This is a genomic window from Geomonas silvestris (genome assembly GCF_014193515.1).
Classification (GTDB): Bacteria; Desulfobacterota; Desulfuromonadia; order Geobacterales; family Geobacteraceae; genus Geomonas; species Geomonas silvestris.
Window position 1 is genome coordinate 112,241 of record NZ_BLXX01000003.1, and the last position, 21,019, is coordinate 133,259.

Sequence of the window (21,019 nt, forward strand, 5' to 3'; positions counted from 1 at the left end):
ATGAGCGTCAGCAACCTCTTGGACATCGCCAGTACCGGCCTCAACGCGCAGCAGATGGCTCTCAACGTTGCCGGCGAGAACGTCACCAACGTGAACACCGCCGGCTACTCGCGCCAGAGCGTGGTCTTTGACTCGGTGCAGAGCACCACGACCCACGGCTTCCCCCTGGGGAACGGCGTCCTGGTCGCCGCGATCCAGCGCAACTACGACAGCTTCCTGCAGTCGCAGATGATGGCCGCCAACTCGGCCAGCGGCAACGCCACCACCAGCAACTCCGCCATGGGGATGGTGCAGCCCCTGTTCAGCGACCTGACCGCCTCGGGGCTCGGCACCTCGCTGCAGTCCTTCTTCAACTCCTGGCAGGACCTCGCCGCCAACGCAGGGGGGATACCGGAACGCCAGGTCGTCCTTTCCAGCGCGCAGCAACTGGTCACCGATTTCAACAACATCAGCAACAACCTGACCGACGTCAAGGACAGCATGGACACGTCGCTCAAGGGGGTGGTCACCGACATAAACGACCAGCTGCAGCAGATCGCCAAGTTAAACGGCACCATCAAGCAGGCCGAGATCTCCGGAGCCACCGCGAACGAGCTCAGGGACCAGCGCGACCTGCTCTTGCGCCAGCTCTCCGGAAACGTCGGGGTGGACACCCAGGAACAACCGGACGGGACCTTCAACGTGAGCCTGAAAAACGGCGAGCTCCTGGTGACCGGTACCACGGCCGGCAAGCTCATGCTGCAGCCCCAGGCCCTCCCTCCCAACTACTCGGACATCGTGGCCATCCCCCCGGGAACCGGGGCGGCGACCACGGTCACCGGCACCATCGGCGGTCCCAACAACAGCCTGGGCAAGCTCGGCGCCACCATCCAGATGCGCGACGTGACGGTGAACAGCTATCTGGCAACCCTGGACCAGCTGGCCTCCACCGTGGCCACCGAGGTGAACAACGTCTTCACCACCGGTTACGACCTCAACGGCGTCACCGGGGGCTCGCTGTTCTCTCCGGCGCCGCCGGCCACCGTGACCGCCGCCAACCTCTCCCTGAGCATCAGCAACCCTTCCGACATCGCCGCCGCTGATACCGCCCCGGCGACCGGAGGCACCGGGAACAACGTGATCGGCCTGAAGATCGCCGCCCTCTACGACGCGAAGCTCACGCTTCCCGGCGGCAGCATGACCATGGCCGAGTTCTACGACTCGCTGGTCGGCAAGGTCGGCGTCGATGCCCAGGCGTCCCAGCGCGCCGAAACCTCGAGCACCGGCACCTTGAACCAGATGAACAACCTCCGCGAATCCAACTCCGGGGTGTCGCTCGACGAGGAACTGAGCAACCTGGTGAAGTACCAGAAGGCCTACCAGGGCGCCGCCAAATTGGTCAACGTGGCCAACGACATGCTCGACGCGGTGCTCGGCCTGGTTCGCTAGGTGGGGCACCGGGGATAGCCGAAACTAAAGGTGGACTCGCCGCAGGCTTGCCAGGTGCGGGGGACCCGAAGAAGGAGTACATCATGCGCGTAACCCAGAACACGACCGCGAACCTGGTGCTGCAAAGCCTCCAGAGTATTGTGCAGCGCCAGACCCAGCTCGAGCAGTATGCCTCGACCGGTTCCAAGATCAGCCTGCCGAGCGACGACCCGGTCGCCACACAGCAGATCCTCAAACTGAAGGCCCAGAACACCGCCCAGAACCAGTACGACCGCAACATCTCCAACGCCACGGCGCTTTTAACCATGAGCGATTCGGCCATGTCGGCGATGAGCGACGTGCTCGTCAGGGCCAAGGAACTCGCCCTCGCCACCTCGAACGGCACCAACTCGGACGAGTCCATGGCTGCCGCCCAGAAGGAGATGCAGCAGCTCAAGTCCCAGATGATCACCCTGGGCAACAGCCAGTTGAACGGCAAGTACCTCTTCGGCGGCTACCGCAACGACACCCCGCCCTTCGATACGACCACCGGGGCGTTCCAGCCTGCCACCATAGACGCGACCCAGCTGGAGATCTCCCAGGGAACCCTGATGACGGTCGACTACTCGGGTGCCACCCTGGTCTCGGGCGGGCTCCCCGCCGGCAGCACCGGGGTCGACATCATGAAGAGCTTCGACAACATGATCGCCGCCATGAACCCGCCCAGCAGCTCCGCCGGGGTGCAGGCCGAGCTCGGCAACCTGGACAAGGCCGCCTCGCAGGTCCTGGTGGGGCGCTCCATCATGGGGGCCAACCTGAACCGCCTGACCAACCTCTCCGAGGTCGCCGCCGACAAGAAGATCGCCACCGACAAGGTGCTTTCCAACCTGCAGGACGTCGACTTCACCCAGGTGATGAGCGATCTGTCCAAGCAGCAAATCGCGTACTCCGCGGCGGTCGCCGCCTCGGCCAAGATCTCGCAGATCTCGCTGCTCGACTACCTTAGGTAGCGGGGGGAACATGCTCGTACTGTCCAGAAAAGTCGGAGAGGTCATCGCCATCGGCGACAAGATCAACATCACCGTGGTCGAGGTGAAGGGGAACCAGGTGCGTCTCGGGATCGAGGCACCCCAGGACCTGCGCATCTATCGCCAGGAGGTGATCGTCACGGTGCAACAGGAAAACCAGCAGGCCTCCGACTGGAACCTGGCCGATCTGCAAAATGCCGTGCAACTGCTCGGCGGCGGCGAGAAGGGGTGAACACGATGCAAGTGCAGACAGCACGTTTCGGTGCTCTGGAAATCGAAGAGAGCAAGGTCGTAGAGATGCCGCAGGGGATGCTCGGTTTTGCCGGCACCCGGTTCGTACTGCTTACCCCGCCAAACCTCGGTCCGTTCTGCTGGCTTCAGTCGGTAGGCCAGCCCGAACTCGCCTTCGTGGTGACCGACGCGAAGCACTGGTTTCCCCGGATGGAGTTCCGGCTCACGGCAGAGGAGTGCAGCTCGCTCGAGCTGGGCGAGGCCGGCGCGGTGGTCTTCCTGCTGGTCGTCACCATGGCCAAGGATCCCAAGCAGATCACGGCGAACCTGCGCGGCCCCATCGCGCTCAACCCCGAGCGGCAGATCGCCCGGCAGATCGTCTTCGAAGGGGAAACCTACCCGACGCGCCAGCCGCTCTTCGCTCCCCAGGAGAGCGTGAAAGGGGGACGGCGCAGCGGCAAGAAGCCGGCACCGGGGGCCGTGCAGCCTGCCTGACGGGCCAGCAGGCGCCCGGCGCAGCGCGCCGGAAAGAATTTTTCGTCCGAGCATTTTTTCTCTAAAGTTTGAGCCGCAAAAACCGAATAGTTCACCAGATGCCGGATGCGGCGCAAGGGTAACCCCCGCGGCGCAGAGGGCAAGCCCTGAACAACTTCACTCCAGGACCTGATCAAGCGTCACTGGTCGATCGTCAACCCATAGGGCACGGAAGCCCGCAACCACTCACGGAGGAATTCACCATGGCTTTAACTGTCAACACCAACGTAGCGTCCCTCAATGCCCAGCGTAACCTCTCCAAAACCCAGGTAGCCCTCAACCAGTCGCTGCAGCGTCTGTCTTCCGGTCTCCGGATCAACAGCGCCGCTGACGACGCAGCCGGTCTCGCCATCTCCGAAGGGATGAAGGCGCAGGTCAAGTCGATGAACCAGGCTATCCGCAACGCTAACGACGGCGTGTCGTTGGTGCAGACCGCGGAAGGCGCCCTCAACGAGGTCAGCAACATCCTGAGCCGTATGCGCGAACTCTCCACCCAGGCAGCGACCAACACCGTTGCCCAGTCGCAGCGTTCCTACATCGCGGCAGAATTCACCCAGCTGGCTTCGGAGATCACCCGCATCGCCTCCGCCACCAACTTCAACGGCATCAAGCTGACCGGTGGTGCTGCCACCTCGATCAAGATCCAGGTCGGCACCGGCACTTCTGCATTCGACACCATCACCGTCCAGCTGAAGTCGATGACCGCAACCGGCCTGAGCGTCGGCACCGCGTTCGGCACCGGCTCCGGCCAGTCCGCACAGGACATGCTGGCCAAGATCGACGGCGCCATCTCCAAGGTTTCCGCACAGCGCGCTAACCTGGGTGCCGTCCAGAACCGCTTCCAGTCCATCATCAACAACCTGCAGGTAGCCGCCGAGAACACCTCCGCAGCGCAGTCCCGCATCGCCGATGCCGACGTCGCTTCCGAGACCGCAGCCATGACCCGCGCTCAGATCCTGAACCAGGCCGGCATCTCGGTTCTGTCGCAGGCCAACCAGCTGCCGCAGGCAGCCCTCAAACTCTTGGGCTAAGAGTAACGTTAGTTGGTACGACCCAAAGGGGGGGCTTCGGCCCCTCCTTTTTTGCTAAGGAAGGTTAGTGAAGGACCGTCGCCGGCAGCCGAGCCGTCTCCAGGGACGACGCGGCGTAAGGTTGGGCGCTGATAATGCCCGGAGTCAGGGCAGACAACGCGTTTTTTTCAGAGGAGGCAGGAGCCATGTCTACTATTTCTTTTTCCGGTTTGGCGACAGGCATTGACACCGCATCGATCATCAGCCAGTTGGTGGCGCTCGAGCGCCGTCCCGAAACCCTTCTGAAAAACCAGCAGACGACCAACACCACCAAGATCTCCGATCTGCAGAAGATCGAAGATTACCTCAGCACCCTGCAAAACGTCGTCAAGGGCTTCAACTCCCCGGCGACCTTCGCCGCAACCAAGGCGTCCGTCCTCGACAGTTCGGTGCTTACCGCCAGCACCGCGAGCGGTGCCACCCCCGGTACCCACACGGTGGAGGTGATTTCCCTGGCCCACAACCAGCGCCAGGTTTCCGACGGAGTGGCAAGCGCCACCAGCAAGATCTTCAGCACCGGGAGCTTCACCATCAATAACGGCTCCGGCACCACCACCACGGTAAATATCGCCGAAGGGCAGAACACCCTGCAGGGGCTCGCCTCGGCCATCAACTCCTCGGGTGCCAACGTCTCCGCCTCGGTCATCAACGACGGCGCCAACTACCGCCTCGTCGTCAATGGCAACGACACCAAAAACTACGCTTTCGACTTCAGCGGCCTGTCAACCGACCCCGTCGGCGGGACCGGCGCGCTGGTACCCAACCTGCCGCAGGCGGGACCCACCTACCAGGCCGGCACCGACGCCAGCTTCAAGGTCGACGGCGTCTCGATGACCAAGCAGTCCAACACGGTCACCGACGCCATCCAGGGGATCACGCTCAACCTGGCCAAGGAAGGTTCCAGCACCAACATCACGGTGACCACCGACACCGACAGCATCACCACCAAACTCAACAACTTTGTCACGGCTTACAACAACGTGATTTCCTTTATAAACTCGGAGTCCACCTACAACGCCACCAGCAAGACCGCCGGGATACTCTCGGGCGACTCCACGGTGCGCGGCATCAAGCAGCAACTTCAGTCGCTGCTGACCTCCCCGGTGGTCGGAACCAGCGGCACCTTCAACTCTCTGGCGTCCATCGGTATCAAATCCGACTCCAAGACCGGCACCCTGTCCCTCGACTCGGCGAAATTGACCAGCAACCTCACCAACCACTACAACGACGTGGTCGATTACTTCGCCCACAACGGCGGTACTTCTGCGACCACACTGGCCCGGAACAAGTACGGCATCGCGCAGCAGTTCAACCTGGTCATCGAAACCATGGTGCACGCCTACACGGCTGACGGAGTTGCCAGCAACGGACTGTTGGAGATCGCCAAGCATACCCTGACGCTGAAGAACAAACAGCTCGACGATGCCATTGCCACCCAGGAAGACCGGATAACCGCACTGCAGGCAAACCTCGAGGCGCAGTATGCAGCCATGGAGAAAACGGTTTCAAACCTCAAAGCCCAGGGGAACCTGGTCACTTCCTTCTTCGCATCGAACAGTTCGAGCAGCAGTAGCAGTAATAGCAGTAACTGATGGGGTTCGGCCCGCTTCCTGCAGTGATTCCTGCGGTGTCGGGGGTCGCTGGCGGCGGACCGACAACCGCGAGGTGCGCCGGACGCATCCGGTCAAAGCCCGCGGTTCCAGATCAAACGACAGCCCTTGTTACGGCTCAAAGGCTGCACGGGCAGATTCTCAGGAGGACTACATCATGTACGCGGCGGTTAACCAATACCAGAACATGCAGGTCACCACGGCCTCGCCCGAGGGAATCCTCCTCATGCTGTGCGATGGCGCGGTAAAATTCTCCCGCCAGGCCCTCGATAACATGAATCGGGGAGACATCAACGGCAAGGGTATCTACATCGGCAAGGCCCTCGGCATCGTGACGGAACTGATGAACACCCTGAACCACGATACCGGCGGCGAAATAGCAGGAAACCTGGAGCGCCTCTACCTGTACGTCATCGGCGAGTTGACCGGCGCCAACCTGAAAAACGACGCGAAATCCCTGGAAAATGCCATCAAGATCATGACCAACCTGCGCGATACCTGGACCGATGCCGTGGAGATCGTCAGGAACGAGCGTTGCGCCAACAAGGCGGAACACAAGCTCCAGGCCGCGGGGAGCCGGCGGTGACCGGGGGCTCCGGCGCGCTTTTCGACGAGGGGCGCAAGCTGTACGAGATGCTGCTCGCAGAGGCTACGGACCTGCTCAGGAACCTGGGGAGGCTCGATCCCGAGGGGGTAGCCGAGGTGCTCGAGCGGCGTCAGAGTCTCGTCGACGCTCTTCAAGATTTTGACGCCCGGTTCCGGCCGGTGGCCGACAGCCCCGGCGGCGCAGAGTTCCGCGCCTTCCGCGAGGAGATCACCAGGGAGATCCTGGCGGTCGACGGGCTGGTCATCGGTCTGGCGCAGGACAAGCAGCAGTGCATCAGGGCGAAGAGCTCTTCCATCGCCAAATCGGCCAGCGTGGGGAGGGCGTACGACGCGCACTTCGGCACACGTTCGCACCTGAGAACTTCGATGTAACGCAGAAAGAGACTATTGCCCAAACAGAGGAAAAGGGGTCACCTGCAGAGCAGGGAGCCCCTTTTTACGTTGTGGCGGCATTTAGAGCATCGATATCGAGTCAAACAACGAGGTCCTTGGCAAACCACCTCGGTCGGAAAAAAACTCCCTCGCCACTCCGGGAGAGGGGGGACCTGGTAACAGGACTGGTAGGCATAGCTACAAAAAAAGGGGCCACCTGCGCGGCAGGTGACCCCTTTTCTCGTGTTGGCCGGCAGGTAAGCCGGTTGTCCCGTCAGGCAGCTCGCGCGCCGTCACCCCTGACAGGCGACGGCACCCGCGGACGGCTCCAGCTCGGCGAGGAGCTTCTGCGCGGCTCCGTTCAACGGGTCTTTTTCCAGCACCCTCTGGAACAGTTCGGCTGCGGCCTCGACGATCCCCGCTTCGCGGCACATGAGGCCCAGCGAGATGAGCGCCCCCGCGTCGTCAGGGACGAGCGAGATGTAGTGGCGCAGGGCATTGAAGGCGTCCTCGAACCGTCCCACCGCCTTCAGCAGCTCGGCGTAGACGGTCAGGTAAATGGGGGAGAAGCCGACGAGGCACTCGAGGGCCATCAGGGCGTTGTCGGGGTCGTTCTCGGCCAGTGAGAGGTGCACCACCTGCAGCAGGGCGTCCTCGGTCAGCTGGTGGGGCGGGTCGGTGAAGAGCTGCTGGTAGTGGCCGATCGCCTCGGCGGTTTCCCCCTTGAGCTCAGCCAAGAGCCCCTGCACGAAGTGGAGGTAGGGGAGCGCCTTGTCCGGATCGGGATGTCCAGCCAACCCGGTGGCCATACTCTCCAACTCGGAGACCTTCTGTCGCTTGAAGAGGAGCAGCACCTTACTCCGGGCATGCGCCAGATCGTGCGCCCTTTCCAGGAGCATGATGTGGGTGGTGCGCTCTTCGGTCATGACACGGGTGAACTCCTGCTCCAAACGATCCAAAACACCCCGTTGTGTTTCGGTCAGCAAGGGCACCTTGTCGGGGTTTCGCTGGCGCCAGAGCTGTACACGACCGCATTGCAGGTCTATTTCCCACTGGGCGGCCAGCAGATCGAAATCGGGTTTTTTGCCGTCCTCCTCGATGCGTGCGTCGATCCGTTGCACGAGGTCGTCCATACGGTTGATGAGGAACAGGGCGCCTTCCTCGTAAGCCTCGTAATACTCGCGAGTCGCGACCTCGACCTGTTCGTCGGTCATCTCTTCGGCCATCGTCGTTTTGAGGCTCAGCAGGAATCTCTTGATGCCGCACTGTTTGACAAGTATGGAGAATTCATCGAAATTCTGATCGAGTCTCTTTTCGATCTTGTCCATCCGTATTTTGTGCCGGAAGTCGCGCTTTCTGCCGTTGCGGCCGAACAGGCCGTCTGTGCATCTTAGGGCTTCGCGCGACAGGGTGAGTATGCCCTGGAACTTGCTGCGCGCCCGCTGTATTTCCTTTTTGATGCGGCGGTAATGCACCAGGCGCGTGGCTGCCGTCGATTCGGGCATGCGGGACCGGATCACGGAGGATGGCGGGGCAGCGCCATCGGCCAGGTCGAGTTCGTCGAGCGGTTTGTAGCCGATGAAGGGGACCACGGCGGCGTTACGTGAGCAGTTGTAGACGCCGATGCCCCGTTTCTCCAGTTCCTGCGCCTGTAAGGTAAGGATGCCGATGGACGCGCTGAAGCTGTAATTGGTTTCGGCCTGCCATCCTCCATAGGTCTCTATACGGGATGAGGTCTGGCCGAGGTCCGGGCCGACCTTACTCTCGTTGCTGCCCGCCGCGTGGGTCTGTCCCGCGGAGGAGAAACAGTTGTCGACGCCTGCCAGGACAATCGTGGTGCAGCCCATGTGCATGCAGAGGGAAATCGAGAAGTTGCTGACAGTGGGACCGTGGTACAGGAGCGTGTCGCTGTTCAACGGGGTGTGCCAGGGGAAAAGCGGGCCCGAGTACAGGTAGTCACCCCGCCACTGCCCTACCAACTGGGGAACCACATGGTAGCTGCCGACGAAAAGCGGCGGTTCCGGGAGGTCGGCAAATAACAGCATCTCCCTGCTGATTTCGAAGCTCAGGATGGTCGGGTCGACGGAGGCGACGATGTGCGGGACGATCCCCGCCTCCCGCAGGGTCCGGCAGATGCGGGAGACCGCGATGATGAGGATGCGGTCGCGGTTCTGCTTGACCCACGGCAGCACCTCGGTCAGGGAAGGGCCCCCCGCCAGGACGATCGCGGTCCGGCCGGCGAAGGCGTTCGGCAAGACCTGGCTGAAGGGGACCTGGTTCTCGGTCAGGTTCTCCCACTGGCGCGAAATGAACGGAAAGTTGTTCGCGGAAAGTACGATCTTCTGCAGCAAGTTCTTGAGCGCCAGGTTGAGATCCCAGGAAAGCTCGCGGTATTCGATCAGATTGGCGTCGCGCGACCCTACCGATTCGTGCACCTTGACCGCATCGAGGAAGGCGTAGCTCGTCAGCTGGTGCGCCTCGGTATGCCCCATGAAGTCGTCCAGCGACAGGACCGAGATCTCGGAGGGGAGTTCCTCCCACCCCGGGAGCTGGCCGAGAACCTCGAGGATGGAAGGCAACTCTACGAAAACGTAGCGCGACCCGCTGGGTACGCCGCATTTCGCTATGTACTGGGGCAACAACCCCGAGTCCGTGCCGATAATCACGTTGAGCTGAAACTCCTGGAACAGCTTCTCGCCGTACAACGAGCTGTAGAGCGCGTCCGAGCCGATTCTGGAGAAGGCGTTGCGGTTGATGGAGTACAAATAACGATCGCCGAAGGCGTTGGTGACGAAGTGCCCCAGGTTGTTTTCGATATCACGCATAATTTATCCCTTAGCTGCTCTGATACGGCCCCCCGAAGGAAGGCGCCCCCACGATCAACTCTGCCGGAAACCCCGGAAGGAGCTGTCGCTCTCCAGGTAAAGTTTCCGTGCCTGTTCGATGGTCGCGGACTGCTTCCGGGAGAAGTACTTTTCCAGCAGGATCGAGTTGGCGTCGAAAAGGGCCGCGTGGAACTCCTGGTCCGTCATGTCGGTGAAATTGACGGCGACCAGATCCGAGTTCAGGTGCTTGTTCTTGTAGAAATCCTCGCAATCCGCGATCAGCCCCTGCTCCAGGGCGTGGTAGTACAGGGGGGAGCCGGGATAGGGGGTTACCGGGCGGATGGTCCTCATCTGTGCGCCGTCGTCGTACTGCAAGAGGAAATCCACCCCTTTTTGCAGGGTTTCCCGGGTCTCCCCGATATTGCCGAAGATGATGTTGTATCCGGGGCTGATGCCGGCGTTCAGCGTCGCCTCGATCCCCTGGACGATCTGTTTCGTCGTGAGAGCCTTTTTCATGTTCTTCAGGATCTGGTCGTCGAAGGCCTCGATGCCGTAGTTGATGAACACGCAACCTGCCCGCTTCATCAGGGCGAGCACGTGGGGGTGCGCGTAGTTGAGCCTGCCGTTGCAGTCCCATTTCACGTCGAGGTTGGCGGCGAGAAAGCCCTCGCACAGTTCGGTCACCCGCGCTTCGGAAGACATGAGCAGCTCGTCGGAAAAGGCGATGTAGGTGATCCCGTAGTCGCGCTTGAGCAGCCTGATCTCCTCGATGATGCTCTCGGTGCTGCGCGGCCGGAACCCTTCGTCCATCCGGTAGCAGAAGTTGCAGGTGAAGGGGCATCCCCGCCCCGAGAGAACCGGCATGATGAAATCGCCGTTATTCGAATGGGGCATCCTGAGCAGGCGGTAGTACTCGATGGGGAACAGGTCGTAGGCCGGAAAGGGGATGCTGTCGATGTCGGCGATGAGAGGTCTGCGCTCGTTGACCAGGATCTGCCCGCCGTCGCGGTAGGCGATGCCGCGGATACCGGCTAGGGGGGAGCCCGACCCCACGGCCTCGAGCAGCTCGACGACGGTCTCTTCCCCCTCGCCAATGACGGTGATGTCCGCCCCCGTCTTGTCCATGAAGAACTTCGGTTCGGGAGCCGGTCCGTGCCCACCGATGAGGTAGAGGGGGCGCCGCTTGGACCGGTTGATCGCTTCGGAGAGGGAGAGGGCTTTGCGGTACTGGTAGTATCCGGCGATGAAGCTCAGGCAGACCACGTCGAAGGGGTGTGCGTCGAGATAGCCGGTCAGGTGCTCGTCGGGGTAGTGGTGGAGGTCCTGATTGTAAATGACCACCTCGTGCCCGTGGATTCTGAGCACGCTGGCGATGTACGCCAGCCCCTGGGGAAACCAGTGGATATAGGAATCGTTGTCGTAAACTACCAGCAGGATGCGCATTGTGTCTCCCATTGTTTGTCGTCGGAAATGGCGGCTCTTAGCGGTTGGCGCTCAAGCGGAACTCGCAGAGGGCGAAATCATCTTCGGTGTCGATATCGACGGAGTGCTCCTTGCTCATGATGCAGCCGGCGGTTTCCGGCCCGATGAAGGAGCGGCGCTCCAAAAGCCACGCGGTTCGAGCCACGTAGACCGCACCGTTCAAGGCATAGACTTCGGGAAGGTCCTGTCGGCGGGAAAAGCCGGGAGGCTCGGGGAGCAGGGGGCTCAGCCGGGACTCGCGGTTCAGGGTGAACATCCAGAAAGGGCTCTTTTCGGGTGCCGTTACCGTCACGCAAGAGGGAGCTGCACCGCCGACGCAGGCCTCGATGCAGCGGTCGATGTCCTCGGCGCTCCGAAACGGCGAGGTGGGCTGCAGGAGCACCACGTAGTCGTAGCCCGGCACCTGCTCGAGGGCGTGCAGCACCGGTTCGATGCCGGGGGTCTCGTCGCGGGCCAGTTCGGCCGGGCGCACGAAGGGAACCTCGCAGCCGACCTCCCGGGCCACCCGGATGATCTCCGCGTCGTCGGAGCTGAGGATCAGGCGGTCGATGTAGCGCGACTCCCTGGCCGCCTCGACGCTCCAGGCGAGGAGCGGCTTCCCCCCCAGGGGGCGGATGTTCTTCCCCGGCACCCCCTTCGACCCTCCGCGGGCCGGGATGACGGCCAGTACCTTCTGGTCATTTACCATTGAACACCTTCGGGTAGTCGAGGTCGGCCCGCTCGAAGTCGTCCATGCGGCCGATGTCGAGCCAGTACTCGTGGATCGGGAACACGGCCGTGGTCCGCTTCTGGTGGATGAGCCCCTTGAAGACGTCGGGCATGTCGAGGCGCTCGTTACTGGGGATCTGCTCCAGCGCCTCGGGGCTCAAGACGTAGATCCCGGCGTTGACGAAGAAGCGCTGCACCGGCTTCTCCTCGATGCTGGTCAGGCGGTGCTTGTCGAGCTTCACCACGCCGTAGGGGATGTGGTGGTCGTACTCGCGCACGCACATGGTCGCCGATGCCCGGTGCTCGGAGTGGAATTCCAGGAGCTGCTGGAAGTTCACCCTGGTCAAAAGGTCGCCGTTCATGACCAAAAGGGGCTGGGTCGGCTTCTCGGGGAGGAGCCCCAGCGGCCCGGCCGTGCCGAGCTGCTTTTCCTCGTGCAGGTAATCGATCTCGACCCCCCAGCGCGAGCCGTCGCCGAAGTAGTGCTTGATCATCTCGGCGCGGTAGTTGACCGCGATGTAGAAGCGCCTGAAACCGTACTCGGCGAAGCTCTGCAGGATCGTTTCCAGGATCGGCTTGCTCCCCACCTTCAAAAGCGGCTTCGGGCAGTCGTTGGTCAGCGGGCGCAGCCGGTTCCCCAGGCCCCCCGCCATCAGGATGACGACGTTCTCCCGGGCGCTCGGCTGGATCAGCTTGTTGAAAAGCTCCAGGCCGGTCACCAGCCCCTGGCTGTCGACGACCGGTATCTGCCGGATCTTGGTGGCTTTCATGATGGCGAGGATGCTCTCGCGGCTGTCGTTTAAGTCGGCGGCGATCGGGTTGTCGTTCATCACGAGCTCGACCGGGCTGTTCAGATCGATCCCCTTCAGGATGGCGCGCCGCACGTCGCCGTCGGTCAGAGTCCCCAAGAGCTTGCGCTGCGGGCTCACGACCAGGGCGATCTGCAGTCCCGTCTCGTCGATGCTGCGGATCACCTCGATGATCGGCGTTTGCGGTGCTACCAGTATGCTTTCCCAGTTGCTCATCGTTGTGCCTCTCGTGCGGGGACCCCGAACACCGTGACCCCTTCCTTGACGTTGCGCAGCACCAGCGCACCTGCGCCCACCGTGCTGCCCCGGGCGATGCTCACGCCCTGTATGACCGTGGCCCCCGTACCGATGTGGACCTCGTCCTCGACGACGACCCCCCCGGAGAGGGTGACTCCCGGCGCGAGGTGTACGTGGCTGCCGATCCGGCAGTCGTGGTCCACCGAGGCGCGGGTGTTGACGATTGAATTGGCGCCGATGCGCGCCCCGACCTGCACGACGGCTCCCGCCATGACCTGCGCTCCCATTCCCAGCTCAACGTCGCGCGCCAGGACTGCCGCCGGATGCACCACGCTCGCGAAACGGTAGCCCAGGGCCAGGTACTCCTTGAAGAGAGCGGCGCGGCGGGTAAGCGAGCCGACCGAGCCGATGCCGTTCACCAGTTCCACCTCGTCGCAGCCGAAGCGGCCGGCCTCCCGGTCGCCACCGAGGACCGGTACCCCCAGGATCAGCTCCCCCTTGAGCTTCTCTTCGGCGTCGAGGATTCCCACGACCTGGCGCGAGCAGAGCAAGAGTGCGTCCAAAAGGACCCGTGCGTGCCCTCCGGCGCCGAGTATCACGACAGGAAGGCTCACCGGATCACCTCGTCGGGTTGCAGCGCGGCGGCGCAGGACTGGCCGAGGTACTCCCAGTAGTAGAAGGGGGAGACCCCGGTCCCCGGCCGCTTCACCGCCAGGTTCTCGGTGCTGAACGGTTCCCCGGCCTCGATGGCGCGCCCGGCCACCAGGGACTTCCTGGCGATGGGGAGGTTCTGCACCTCGCTGGCAGCCGGCGCCTTCCGGGACGATCCCAACGCCTGCTCGGTGGCGCGGATGGCGAGGACCATCTGCCTAAGCTCGCCGGGCTCCAGGGACGCCTTGTGGTCCGGTCCCGGCAGGGTACGGTCCAGGGTGAAATGCTTCTCGATGACGCAGGCACCCAGGGCGACAGCCGCGATCGGGACGGCGATCCCTTCGGTGTGGTCCGAATAGCCGACCGGCAGCCCGAAACTGCGCCGCAAGGTTTTCATCACCTTCAGGTTCACGTCCTGAAGCGGAGCCGGGTATTCGGTGGTGCAGTGCAAAAGGGTCACCTGCTCCCTAAGCGCGGCGTGCCCGGCGGCGGAATGGTAGGCCGCACGAAACCCTGCCACGCCCGGGCCGGCCAGGCCCAGGTAGCCGAACGCCAGCACCCCCAAGGCGTCCTCGATCTCCCCCAGGGTGCTCATGCCGGTGGAGAGGATCACGGGCTTGCCGGTCTGCGCCATCCTGAGCAAAAGCGGGGCGTTGGTCAGGTCGCCCGAGGAGACCTTGAGGCAGGGGAGGGCGAAGCGCTCGGCCAAGAGTTCCACGCTCTCCAGGTCGAACGGGGTGGAGAGGAACTCGATCCCCACCTCGCGGCAGTGCGCGATCAGGCACTCGTGGGCGCGCTCGTCCAGTTCCAGCTTGCGGATCATCTCGTGCTGCGATTCACAGGCATCGGTGGTCTCGGTCTGGTAGCGGGCCTTGGGCGCCGAGCGCGCCACCAGCCGGTCCGCCTTGAAGGTCTGGAACTTGACGGCATCGGCTCCGGCTTTCCGGGCGGCCTCCACGAGCTGTTTCGCCATGGCGAGGGAGCCGTTGTGGTTCACCCCGGCTTCGGCGATGATGTAGGTCTTCATAGGCTCTCTTGTCTTGGTACGCCCCGGGTTCTTCCGGCCGATCCGGCCGGTCAGGGGGCGGGCGTCAGGTCGTGAAATCTCTTGACCAGGACCTCGTCGAGCTTCACCTGTTTCAGCTGTTCCTTGATCTTCAGCGCGCTGGCGTCCGCGTCGTAGACCGTGCTGATCCGCTTGAGTGTCTGCTGGAATTCCGGGCTCAAGGCCTTGCGGATCGCCGCGCCGATGTCGGCGGCCGTCTCTCGGCAGTCGATCACCGAGGAGGCCCGGCACCGCCCCGCCTGGCGCTCGCCAAGGTTCACCGTCGGTTTCCCGAACATGGGGACTTCGATGAGGCCGCTCGACGAGTTGCCGACCACCAGGTCGACCTGGGCCAGGGCGCTCAGGTAGCGCAGCTGCCCCAGGGAGGTAAAGACCGCCGCCCGGGCCGGACGGGCCGCGACGTAGTCGTCGATGAGGCGGGCGATCTCTTTGCCGCCGGCGTCGGAATTGGGCTTGGTGAAGATGAGCTTCGCGTCGGGGAACAGGTCCAGGGCGCTCAAGAGCTCCTGCATGGCGGCTTCGGGGCCCGCGGCGTCCAGGGTGACCGGGTGGTAGGTGACCAGGAAGTTCAGCGCCCCGAGTTCAAAGCCGAGCGACGCCTGCAAGGCGTCCCTCTCCAGCGGCTTTAGCCTGGCGATCTGTTCCAGGCCGGGAGCGCCGAAGTTGAAGACGCGCTCGGGGCTCTCACCCAGCTGGATGACGCGTTGCCGGTAGGGCTCCGCCGCTACGAAGTGGAGATGGGCCATCTTGGTGATGGCGTGCCGGATCGCCTCGTCGATGGCCCCCTCGGTGGTCTCTCCGCCGTGGATGTGGGCCACCGGGACCCGGGCCACCAGGGCGGCCTGTACCGCCGCCAGGATCTCGTAGCGGTCTCCCAGGACGACCAGGAGATCGGGCGCGAGCCGGTCCAGTGCGTCGGCGAAGCCGATCACCCCCAGACCGAGGGACTTGGTGACGCCGACCGGGGTGTCGCTCGCCAGCAGCATCTCCACCTTGGCGTCGATCGCGAAGCCGTCCTCCTCGATGGCGCGGTAGGTGGAGCCGAATTCGGGGGCGAGGTGCATCCCGGTGGCGACCACCTGGAGCTCGAGCTCGGGATCCTCCGCGATCTCGGTCATGAGCAGCTGGAGCAGCCCGTATTCGGCCCTGGTGCCGGTGACCACGCAGATCTTACGCATGGGGCGCCCCTGCACCCAGGGCGACGCCGCTTGGGATGTTCAGGATGCGCCGCTCCAGGCTCTCCGAAACGGAAAGGTCCATGCGGGGGGCCTCCTGGAACATGGGGAGCCGGTGCATGAGCGTCCAGGCGGGGCGGGTGGTGAGTCCGGCCGAGTTGGCTGCGGCGAGCACCGCATCGCGCTTATCCGCATGCGTCTCGTCGAGCAAGAGGGTGTTGAGCCAGTAGTTGCTGCGGGAGCCGGCCGGCTCGCTGAAGTAGCGGATGCCGCGTACCCCGGCGAAGGCCGCGCGGTAGCGCTCGGCGAGGGCGCGCTTGGCGGCCAGGAATCCGGGAAGTTGTTCGAGCTGGGCGCAGCCCAGTGCCGCGTTCAGGTTGGGCATCCGGTAGTTGAAGCCGACCTGGTCGTGGCTGAATTCCCAGCGGTGCGGCACCTTCGCCGTAGTCGTCAGGTGCTTGGCCAGTCGTCCCAGTTCCTCGTCGTTGGTGAGGATGGCGCCCCCGCCTCCGGTGGTGATGATCTTGTTGCCGTTAAAGCTGAGCGCCGCCAGGCAACCGTAGTTTCCGGTGTGGCGCCCCTGGTAGAAGGTCCCCAGGGATTCCGCGGCGTCCTCGATGAGCGCCAGCTTCCAGCGTCGACAGACCTCCTGAAGCGGCTCCAGGTCGACCGCGTGGCCGAAGGTATGCATGGGAAGTACGGCGCGGATGGGGCGGCCGGTCAGGCGGTTGCGGCACGCGCCGTCGGCGATTTCGGCCACCTCGGCGAGGTGTTCGGCGAGTTTAGCGGGGTCGAGACCCAGGGTCGCCTCCGCGCTGTCCGCCAGATGCGGGATGGCGCCGCAGTAGGCGACGGCATTGGCGGTCGCCACAAAGGTGAGCGCCGGGATGATCACCTCGTCGCCGGCGCGGACCCCGGCGAGCTTGAGGCAGACGTGCAGGGCGGCGGTGCCGTTCACCACGGCGACCGCGCGCTTCACGCTGGCATATTCGGCCAACTCCTTCTCGAAGCGGTCGACGTAGCTCCCCACCGAGGAGACCCACCGGGTATCCAGGCACTCCTTGATGTAGGGCCACTCGTTCCCCTCGAAGCGCGGCTCGTGCAGCTGTACGGGCTCGTCGCTCTTGGGAAGCGCGCTACGGATCGCCCGGACGATCCCTTCCAGGTCCAGGGCGTTCATATGTTGTAGATCCCTGCCTTGTAGGCCTTCAGGTTCTTGGGATCGCTGAACCAGCGCACCGTCTCTTCGAGGCCGCGCCGCAACCCCTCTTTCCCGGCGTACCGGGGCTCCCATCCCAAGAGTTCCTTTGCCTTGCGGTTTTCGGCCCAAAGCCGTTCCACTTCGCTTTTCCCCGGGCGCAGCCGAACCTCGTCGGCCTGGGTTTCGAAGCAGTTCTCTTTGCCCATGATCTCGGCGATCATGCGGGCGGTCTCGCCGATGGAGATCTCGTAGTTGCTCCCCACGTTGATCACCTCTCCCACGGCACGGTCGCTCTGAGCCGCGGCGATGAAACCGCGCACCGTGTCGGCGACGTAGTTGAAGTCGCGGGTCGGATGCAGGGAGCCCAGCTTGATCTTCTCGATGCCGCTGGCGAGCTGGGTGACGATGGTGGGGATGACCGCGCGTGCCGACTGGCGCGGACCGTAGGTGTTGAAGGGGCGGATGATCGCCACCGGGGTGTCGAAGGAGCTGTAGAAGGACATCGCCATCTGGTCCGCGCCGATCTTGCTGGCGGAGTAGGGGGACTGCCCCTGCAGGGGGTGCTCTTCGGTGATCGGAACGAAGCGGGCGGTGCCGTAGACCTCGCTCGTCGAGGTATGCACCACCTTGGCGACCCCCAGTTGCCGGGCCGCCTGCACGACGTTGAGGGTTCCCTTCACGTTGGTGTCCAGGTAGGTGTCGGGTGAATGGTAGGAGTACGGGATGGCGATCAGGGCGGCCAGGTGCAAGACGACGTCGCACCCTTTCATCGCCTCGCGCACCCCGTGCGGGTCCCGGATGTCTCCGGCAAACACGTCCAGCGATTTGAGGACCTCGGGTTCGGCATGGTCCAGCCAGCCCCAGGAGTTGAACGAGTTGTAGTAGACGAAGGCGCGTACCGAGTGGCCGCGACGCACCAGTTCCTCGGTTAGGTGAGAGCCGATAAAACCATCGGCGCCGGTGACCAAAATCTTCTGGTTGGCAAGCTCCATGTGGTGGTGTCCTTGGCAAGAAAGGTGAGGCGTTAGATGTTTAAAACCGCCAGCTTACCGCGATGAATCCGAGCGGGGAACTGCAGCTCACCTTTTTGCAACTGGTATGCCAGCCATCTGGAGTCAAAATTTTGAAGGGAACGGGGCTGCCGCGGGAAGGGAGTCACGGCTACGCCGCGAAACGGGTAGTTGCAGGGAAGATAAGGGAACTCACCTCGGCGTTACGCAAAACATGGCCTGTTTTTTCTAATGTAGGTGGTGCTTTAAGCGAAGTGGCGTCTGCTTTAGCTTAAAAAAGTGATTCGGCTTCGCCCAAGCCCCGGCAAACAGACCAGGAACGCCTCGCCATGTGTCATGCACCGGGCGAGGTAACAAAAAAAGGGGGTGCCAGGGCATTTTGAGCTCCCGTTTTCCCGGCGCGCGAAGCACGTGGTCCACATGAGAAAGGCAATTAAGCTAAATGCACCGGCAGTTTGCTTAACCACGTCTTCTTTAGCTTAAGTATGGGGATTTTAGCTTATGGGCGGGAATTTTAGCTTAATGGTGGTGGGCATCGGCTCAGGTACAGGGAGGTTCGGCTTAGCTTCGGCGGGGTTTGGCCTGATGCGCAGCATGGTCGCTTACCTGCCGGGGCGCCTGGCCTAGGTGCGCGGGTTTACGTGTTACCTGGCGGCCCTCACGAGAGAATCGCCGATCATCAGAAAAAAAGCCAGGCCGTGTGATGTCGGCCTGGCTTCACTATCAATTGCTGGTTGCCGTGCCCGGCGGGGCCGGGGCTGGGTTGGCTGCGGGGGGGATGCCGGTTGCCGGTTCGCCACCACCCGCGCCGCTGGTCGTGGAGCCGGTTACCGGGTTGCCGATGGGGGGCAGGTTCACCGGAGGCTCGGATTTCTCGCTTGCTTCGGAGAGCAGCACCAGGTCGACCCTGCGGTTCTTTCTCCTCCCCTCATCGCTAGTGTTCTCCGCGACCGGATGGTACTCGCCGTAGCCGGCCGCCGACAGCTGGGTCGGCTCGAAGTCCTGGCGCAGCATGTATTGCAAGAGGTTTGTGGCACGCGCGGTGGAGAGCTCCCAGTTCGAGGGGAACGCGGCGGAACGCATCGGCACGTTGTCGGTATGCCCTTCCACGCGGATGTTGTTCGAGTAGCTGGAGAGTGACTCCATCACGTCGTTAAGCAGCGTGTAGGAGGAGCGCTTCACCGTGGCGCTCCCCGAGTCGAAGAAGCCGGCTTCCCTGAGGCTCACCACCAGGCCGCGCTGATCGATGCTGACGCCCACCTTGTCCTGGGCCCCGATCTTCTGAAGATAGGCTTCCAGCGCGGCCTTGACCGACTTGAACTCCTCTTCGCGGGCGCGGACCTTGCCCCGCTTGTAGGGAGGGGGGGTCTTCTGCACGGCCGGGATGATGTTCATCGAACCGGCCTCGATCACGCTCGGCTTGGAGGACGGGGACTGGCTGTACCCGAAGGAGTCGCGCATGGAGGCCATGACCTCCTCGACCTTCTTCTTGTCGGTCTGGCTCATGGCGTAAAGGGTAACGAACACGGCGAATAACAGCGTGATGAAGTCCGCGTAGGAGACCAGCCATCGTTCGTGGTTCGGTTCCTTCTCGTGTTTTTGCTTTTTCGCCATCTACTTTCCCTTCTTTTCACCGCCGTCGTGGAGATAGGCGCGGAGCTTCTGCTCGATGAAGTGTGGGTTCTCGCCGTTTTGGATGGCGATCAGCCCTTCGATGACCATCTCCTTTTGCAGCAGCTCCTCTTTCAGCCGGTGCTTCAGTTTGGTGCCGAACGGGATGCAGAAGATGTTGGCCGTCATCAGGCCGTAGATGGTGGCCACGAAGGCAACCGCGATACCGCCGCCGAGCTTCGAGGGGTCGGAAAGGTTGCTCATGACGTGGATCAGTCCGAGTACGGCGCCGATGATACCGATGGTCGGCGCGAAGCCGCCGGCCGACTCGAAGACCTCGGCGCTCCCCTTGCTGTGCTCCTCGAAGGAGCCCAGTTCGATCTCCATGGTTTCCCTGAGCTTCTGGGGGTCGATGCCGTCGACGACCAGCGAGATCCCCTTCTTGGTGAAGGTGTCCTTGACGCTCTGTGCTTCCTGCTCGAGGGAGATCAGACCGTTGCGCCTAGCCTTAGCGGCGTAATTGATGATGTTCTTGATGACCGCCTCGGGATCCTCTTTGGGGGGCACGAACACCTTCTTCAGATCCTTGACCGCGGTGATGAGGGTGCCCAACGGGAAGCTGACGGTGGTCGCCGCGGCAGTACCGCCGAGCACGATGATCGCCGCGGTGGGCTGGATCAGCGCGCCCATGTGCAGACCCTCGAGAGCGGCGCCGCCGAAAACTGCCAACAAACCCAACGCAATACCAACAATAGTGGCTATATCCATGATGTCACTCGAACCTCGGTGGAGTTATTTTAGAGGGTGCACAGCGGGTTGTACCGTTCAGGGTCCCGTCTGTAGAGGTACTTTTTGGTCCCCTCCCCGCTGGCCCGCCGCAGCAGCCGAGCGCGGTAGGAGACGATGCGCCCGATCACCACCTTGGCCGGTTCCAAAAAGAGGTAACTTTTGCCGTTGGAGAGCGTGATGTGCGTGTCGGGAGTCTCTTCGATGGTTTCGATGAGGTCCGGGTTGAGGTAAACCTCGCTACCGTCGAGTCGTGTCAGCTTGATCATCTGCCACCTACCTTTAACAATCTAGGGTGTTTTGGCTTAATTTCGGCCGCAGGCCGCAAAACTTTAGCTATTGTTTAATTAGCTCCCGGAGTCCCGCGGCGGCGCGGGTGCCGGCGGCGGTGTTCCGGGGCGTCCGGCACGCCTCGGAACCGCTCCCGTGGACGAATGTCCGGGAACGGAGTGTGAAGCAAGGAGCACGCCATCGTGATGGGGATCCGTTTTTTTCTGTGGCCAATTTCATGGAGATAAAAAAAGTATTTTCCGCTCAATTTTTTCCCCGCGGTGCCGATACGGGTCCCAGTCCCATCTTAACTCATGATTCGGAGGTTGC

At 62.9% G+C, this 21,019-nt stretch carries 19 protein-coding genes and 1 pseudogene; 8 read left to right on the top strand and 12 right to left on the bottom strand.

Annotated features, from left to right (window positions below):
* The 8 genes from flgK to GMST_RS06835 all read left to right on the top strand — a co-directional run bounded on the left by flgK (position 1) and on the right by GMST_RS06835 (position 6,858).
* A complete protein-coding gene (flgK, locus tag GMST_RS06800; protein ID WP_183353885.1) occupies positions 1-1,428 on the top strand; it encodes a flagellar hook-associated protein FlgK in 1,428 nt (475 codons plus the stop codon).
* A gap of 83 nt (positions 1,429-1,511) precedes the next feature.
* Entirely contained in the window at positions 1,512-2,417 is a 906-nt protein-coding gene (gene flgL / locus GMST_RS06805; protein ID WP_183353886.1) for a flagellar hook-associated protein FlgL, read from the top strand.
* Positions 2,418-2,427: 10 nt separating this feature from the next.
* Positions 2,428-2,667, top strand: coding sequence for a carbon storage regulator CsrA (gene csrA, locus GMST_RS06810; protein WP_183353887.1), 240 nt, complete (start codon positions 2,428-2,430; stop codon positions 2,665-2,667).
* Between the two features lie 5 nt (positions 2,668-2,672).
* Complete coding sequence (locus GMST_RS06815) at positions 2,673-3,161, top strand: flagellar assembly protein FliW (RefSeq protein ID WP_183353888.1); 489 nt, start codon at positions 2,673-2,675, stop codon at positions 3,159-3,161.
* A gap of 242 nt (positions 3,162-3,403) precedes the next feature.
* The gene (locus GMST_RS06820) at positions 3,404-4,231 is read left to right on the top strand and encodes a flagellin N-terminal helical domain-containing protein (protein WP_183353889.1); all 828 of its coding nucleotides are present in this window, start codon (positions 3,404-3,406) and stop codon (positions 4,229-4,231) included.
* 185 nt (positions 4,232-4,416) lie between these two features.
* Entirely contained in the window at positions 4,417-5,862 is a 1,446-nt protein-coding gene (gene fliD, locus GMST_RS06825; protein ID WP_183353890.1) for a flagellar filament capping protein FliD, read from the top strand.
* A 175-nt stretch (positions 5,863-6,037) separates the two neighbouring features.
* Positions 6,038-6,466, top strand: coding sequence for a flagellar export chaperone FliS (gene fliS / locus GMST_RS06830; RefSeq protein ID WP_183353891.1), 429 nt, complete (start codon positions 6,038-6,040; stop codon positions 6,464-6,466).
* A complete protein-coding gene (locus GMST_RS06835) occupies positions 6,463-6,858 on the top strand; it encodes a hypothetical protein (protein ID WP_183353892.1) in 396 nt (131 codons plus the stop codon). The genes fliS and GMST_RS06835 overlap by 4 nt, the downstream gene beginning before the upstream one ends.
* A 293-nt stretch (positions 6,859-7,151) precedes the next feature.
* Here the strand turns inward: GMST_RS06835 and GMST_RS06840 are convergent, their stop codons facing one another.
* From GMST_RS06840 to GMST_RS06895, 12 genes and pseudogenes are all read right to left on the bottom strand, one after another.
* On the bottom strand, positions 7,152-9,683 hold the full coding sequence (locus tag GMST_RS06840; RefSeq protein WP_183353893.1) for a motility associated factor glycosyltransferase family protein: 2,532 nt from the start codon (positions 9,681-9,683) through the stop codon (positions 7,152-7,154).
* 54 nt (positions 9,684-9,737) lie between these two features.
* Positions 9,738-11,126, bottom strand: a complete 1,389-nt coding sequence (locus GMST_RS06845; protein ID WP_183353894.1) for a B12-binding domain-containing radical SAM protein — start codon at positions 11,124-11,126, stop codon at positions 9,738-9,740.
* Positions 11,127-11,163: 37 nt separating this feature from the next.
* Complete coding sequence (locus GMST_RS06850) at positions 11,164-11,853, bottom strand: acylneuraminate cytidylyltransferase family protein (protein WP_183353895.1); 690 nt, start codon at positions 11,851-11,853, stop codon at positions 11,164-11,166.
* Positions 11,843-12,898: a nucleotidyltransferase family protein gene (locus GMST_RS06855; RefSeq protein ID WP_183353896.1), complete on the bottom strand. Its 1,056-nt coding sequence runs from the start codon at positions 12,896-12,898 to the stop codon at positions 11,843-11,845. The genes GMST_RS06850 and GMST_RS06855 overlap by 11 nt, the downstream gene beginning before the upstream one ends.
* Complete coding sequence (locus GMST_RS06860) at positions 12,895-13,533, bottom strand: acetyltransferase (RefSeq protein ID WP_183353897.1); 639 nt, start codon at positions 13,531-13,533, stop codon at positions 12,895-12,897. Before GMST_RS06860 ends, GMST_RS06855 begins: the two co-directional genes overlap by 4 nt.
* Positions 13,530-14,597, bottom strand: a complete 1,068-nt coding sequence (neuB, locus tag GMST_RS06865; protein WP_183353898.1) for an N-acetylneuraminate synthase — start codon at positions 14,595-14,597, stop codon at positions 13,530-13,532. Before neuB ends, GMST_RS06860 begins: the two co-directional genes overlap by 4 nt.
* Positions 14,598-14,647: 50 nt before the next feature.
* Positions 14,648-15,814: a UDP-N-acetylglucosamine 2-epimerase gene (gene neuC, locus GMST_RS06870; protein WP_183353899.1), complete on the bottom strand. Its 1,167-nt coding sequence runs from the start codon at positions 15,812-15,814 to the stop codon at positions 14,648-14,650.
* Positions 15,807-16,991 (bottom strand): LegC family aminotransferase, encoded by a 1,185-nt coding sequence (locus GMST_RS06875; RefSeq protein ID WP_183353900.1) that lies wholly within the window; start codon positions 16,989-16,991, stop codon positions 15,807-15,809. Before GMST_RS06875 ends, neuC begins: the two co-directional genes overlap by 8 nt.
* Positions 16,988-18,004 (bottom strand): NAD-dependent 4,6-dehydratase LegB, encoded by a 1,017-nt coding sequence (locus GMST_RS06880; protein ID WP_183353901.1) that lies wholly within the window; start codon positions 18,002-18,004, stop codon positions 16,988-16,990. The genes GMST_RS06875 and GMST_RS06880 overlap by 4 nt, the downstream gene beginning before the upstream one ends.
* 879 nt (positions 18,005-18,883) lie before the next feature.
* A pseudogene (locus tag GMST_RS06885) lies at positions 18,884-19,636 on the bottom strand (OmpA/MotB family protein); the annotation flags it as partial.
* A complete protein-coding gene (locus GMST_RS06890) occupies positions 19,637-20,401 on the bottom strand; it encodes a flagellar motor protein (protein WP_183353903.1) in 765 nt (254 codons plus the stop codon).
* Between the two features lie 29 nt (positions 20,402-20,430).
* Positions 20,431-20,688 (bottom strand): flagellar FlbD family protein, encoded by a 258-nt coding sequence (locus tag GMST_RS06895; RefSeq protein WP_183353904.1) that lies wholly within the window; start codon positions 20,686-20,688, stop codon positions 20,431-20,433.
* Positions 20,689-21,019 lie beyond the last annotated feature (331 nt).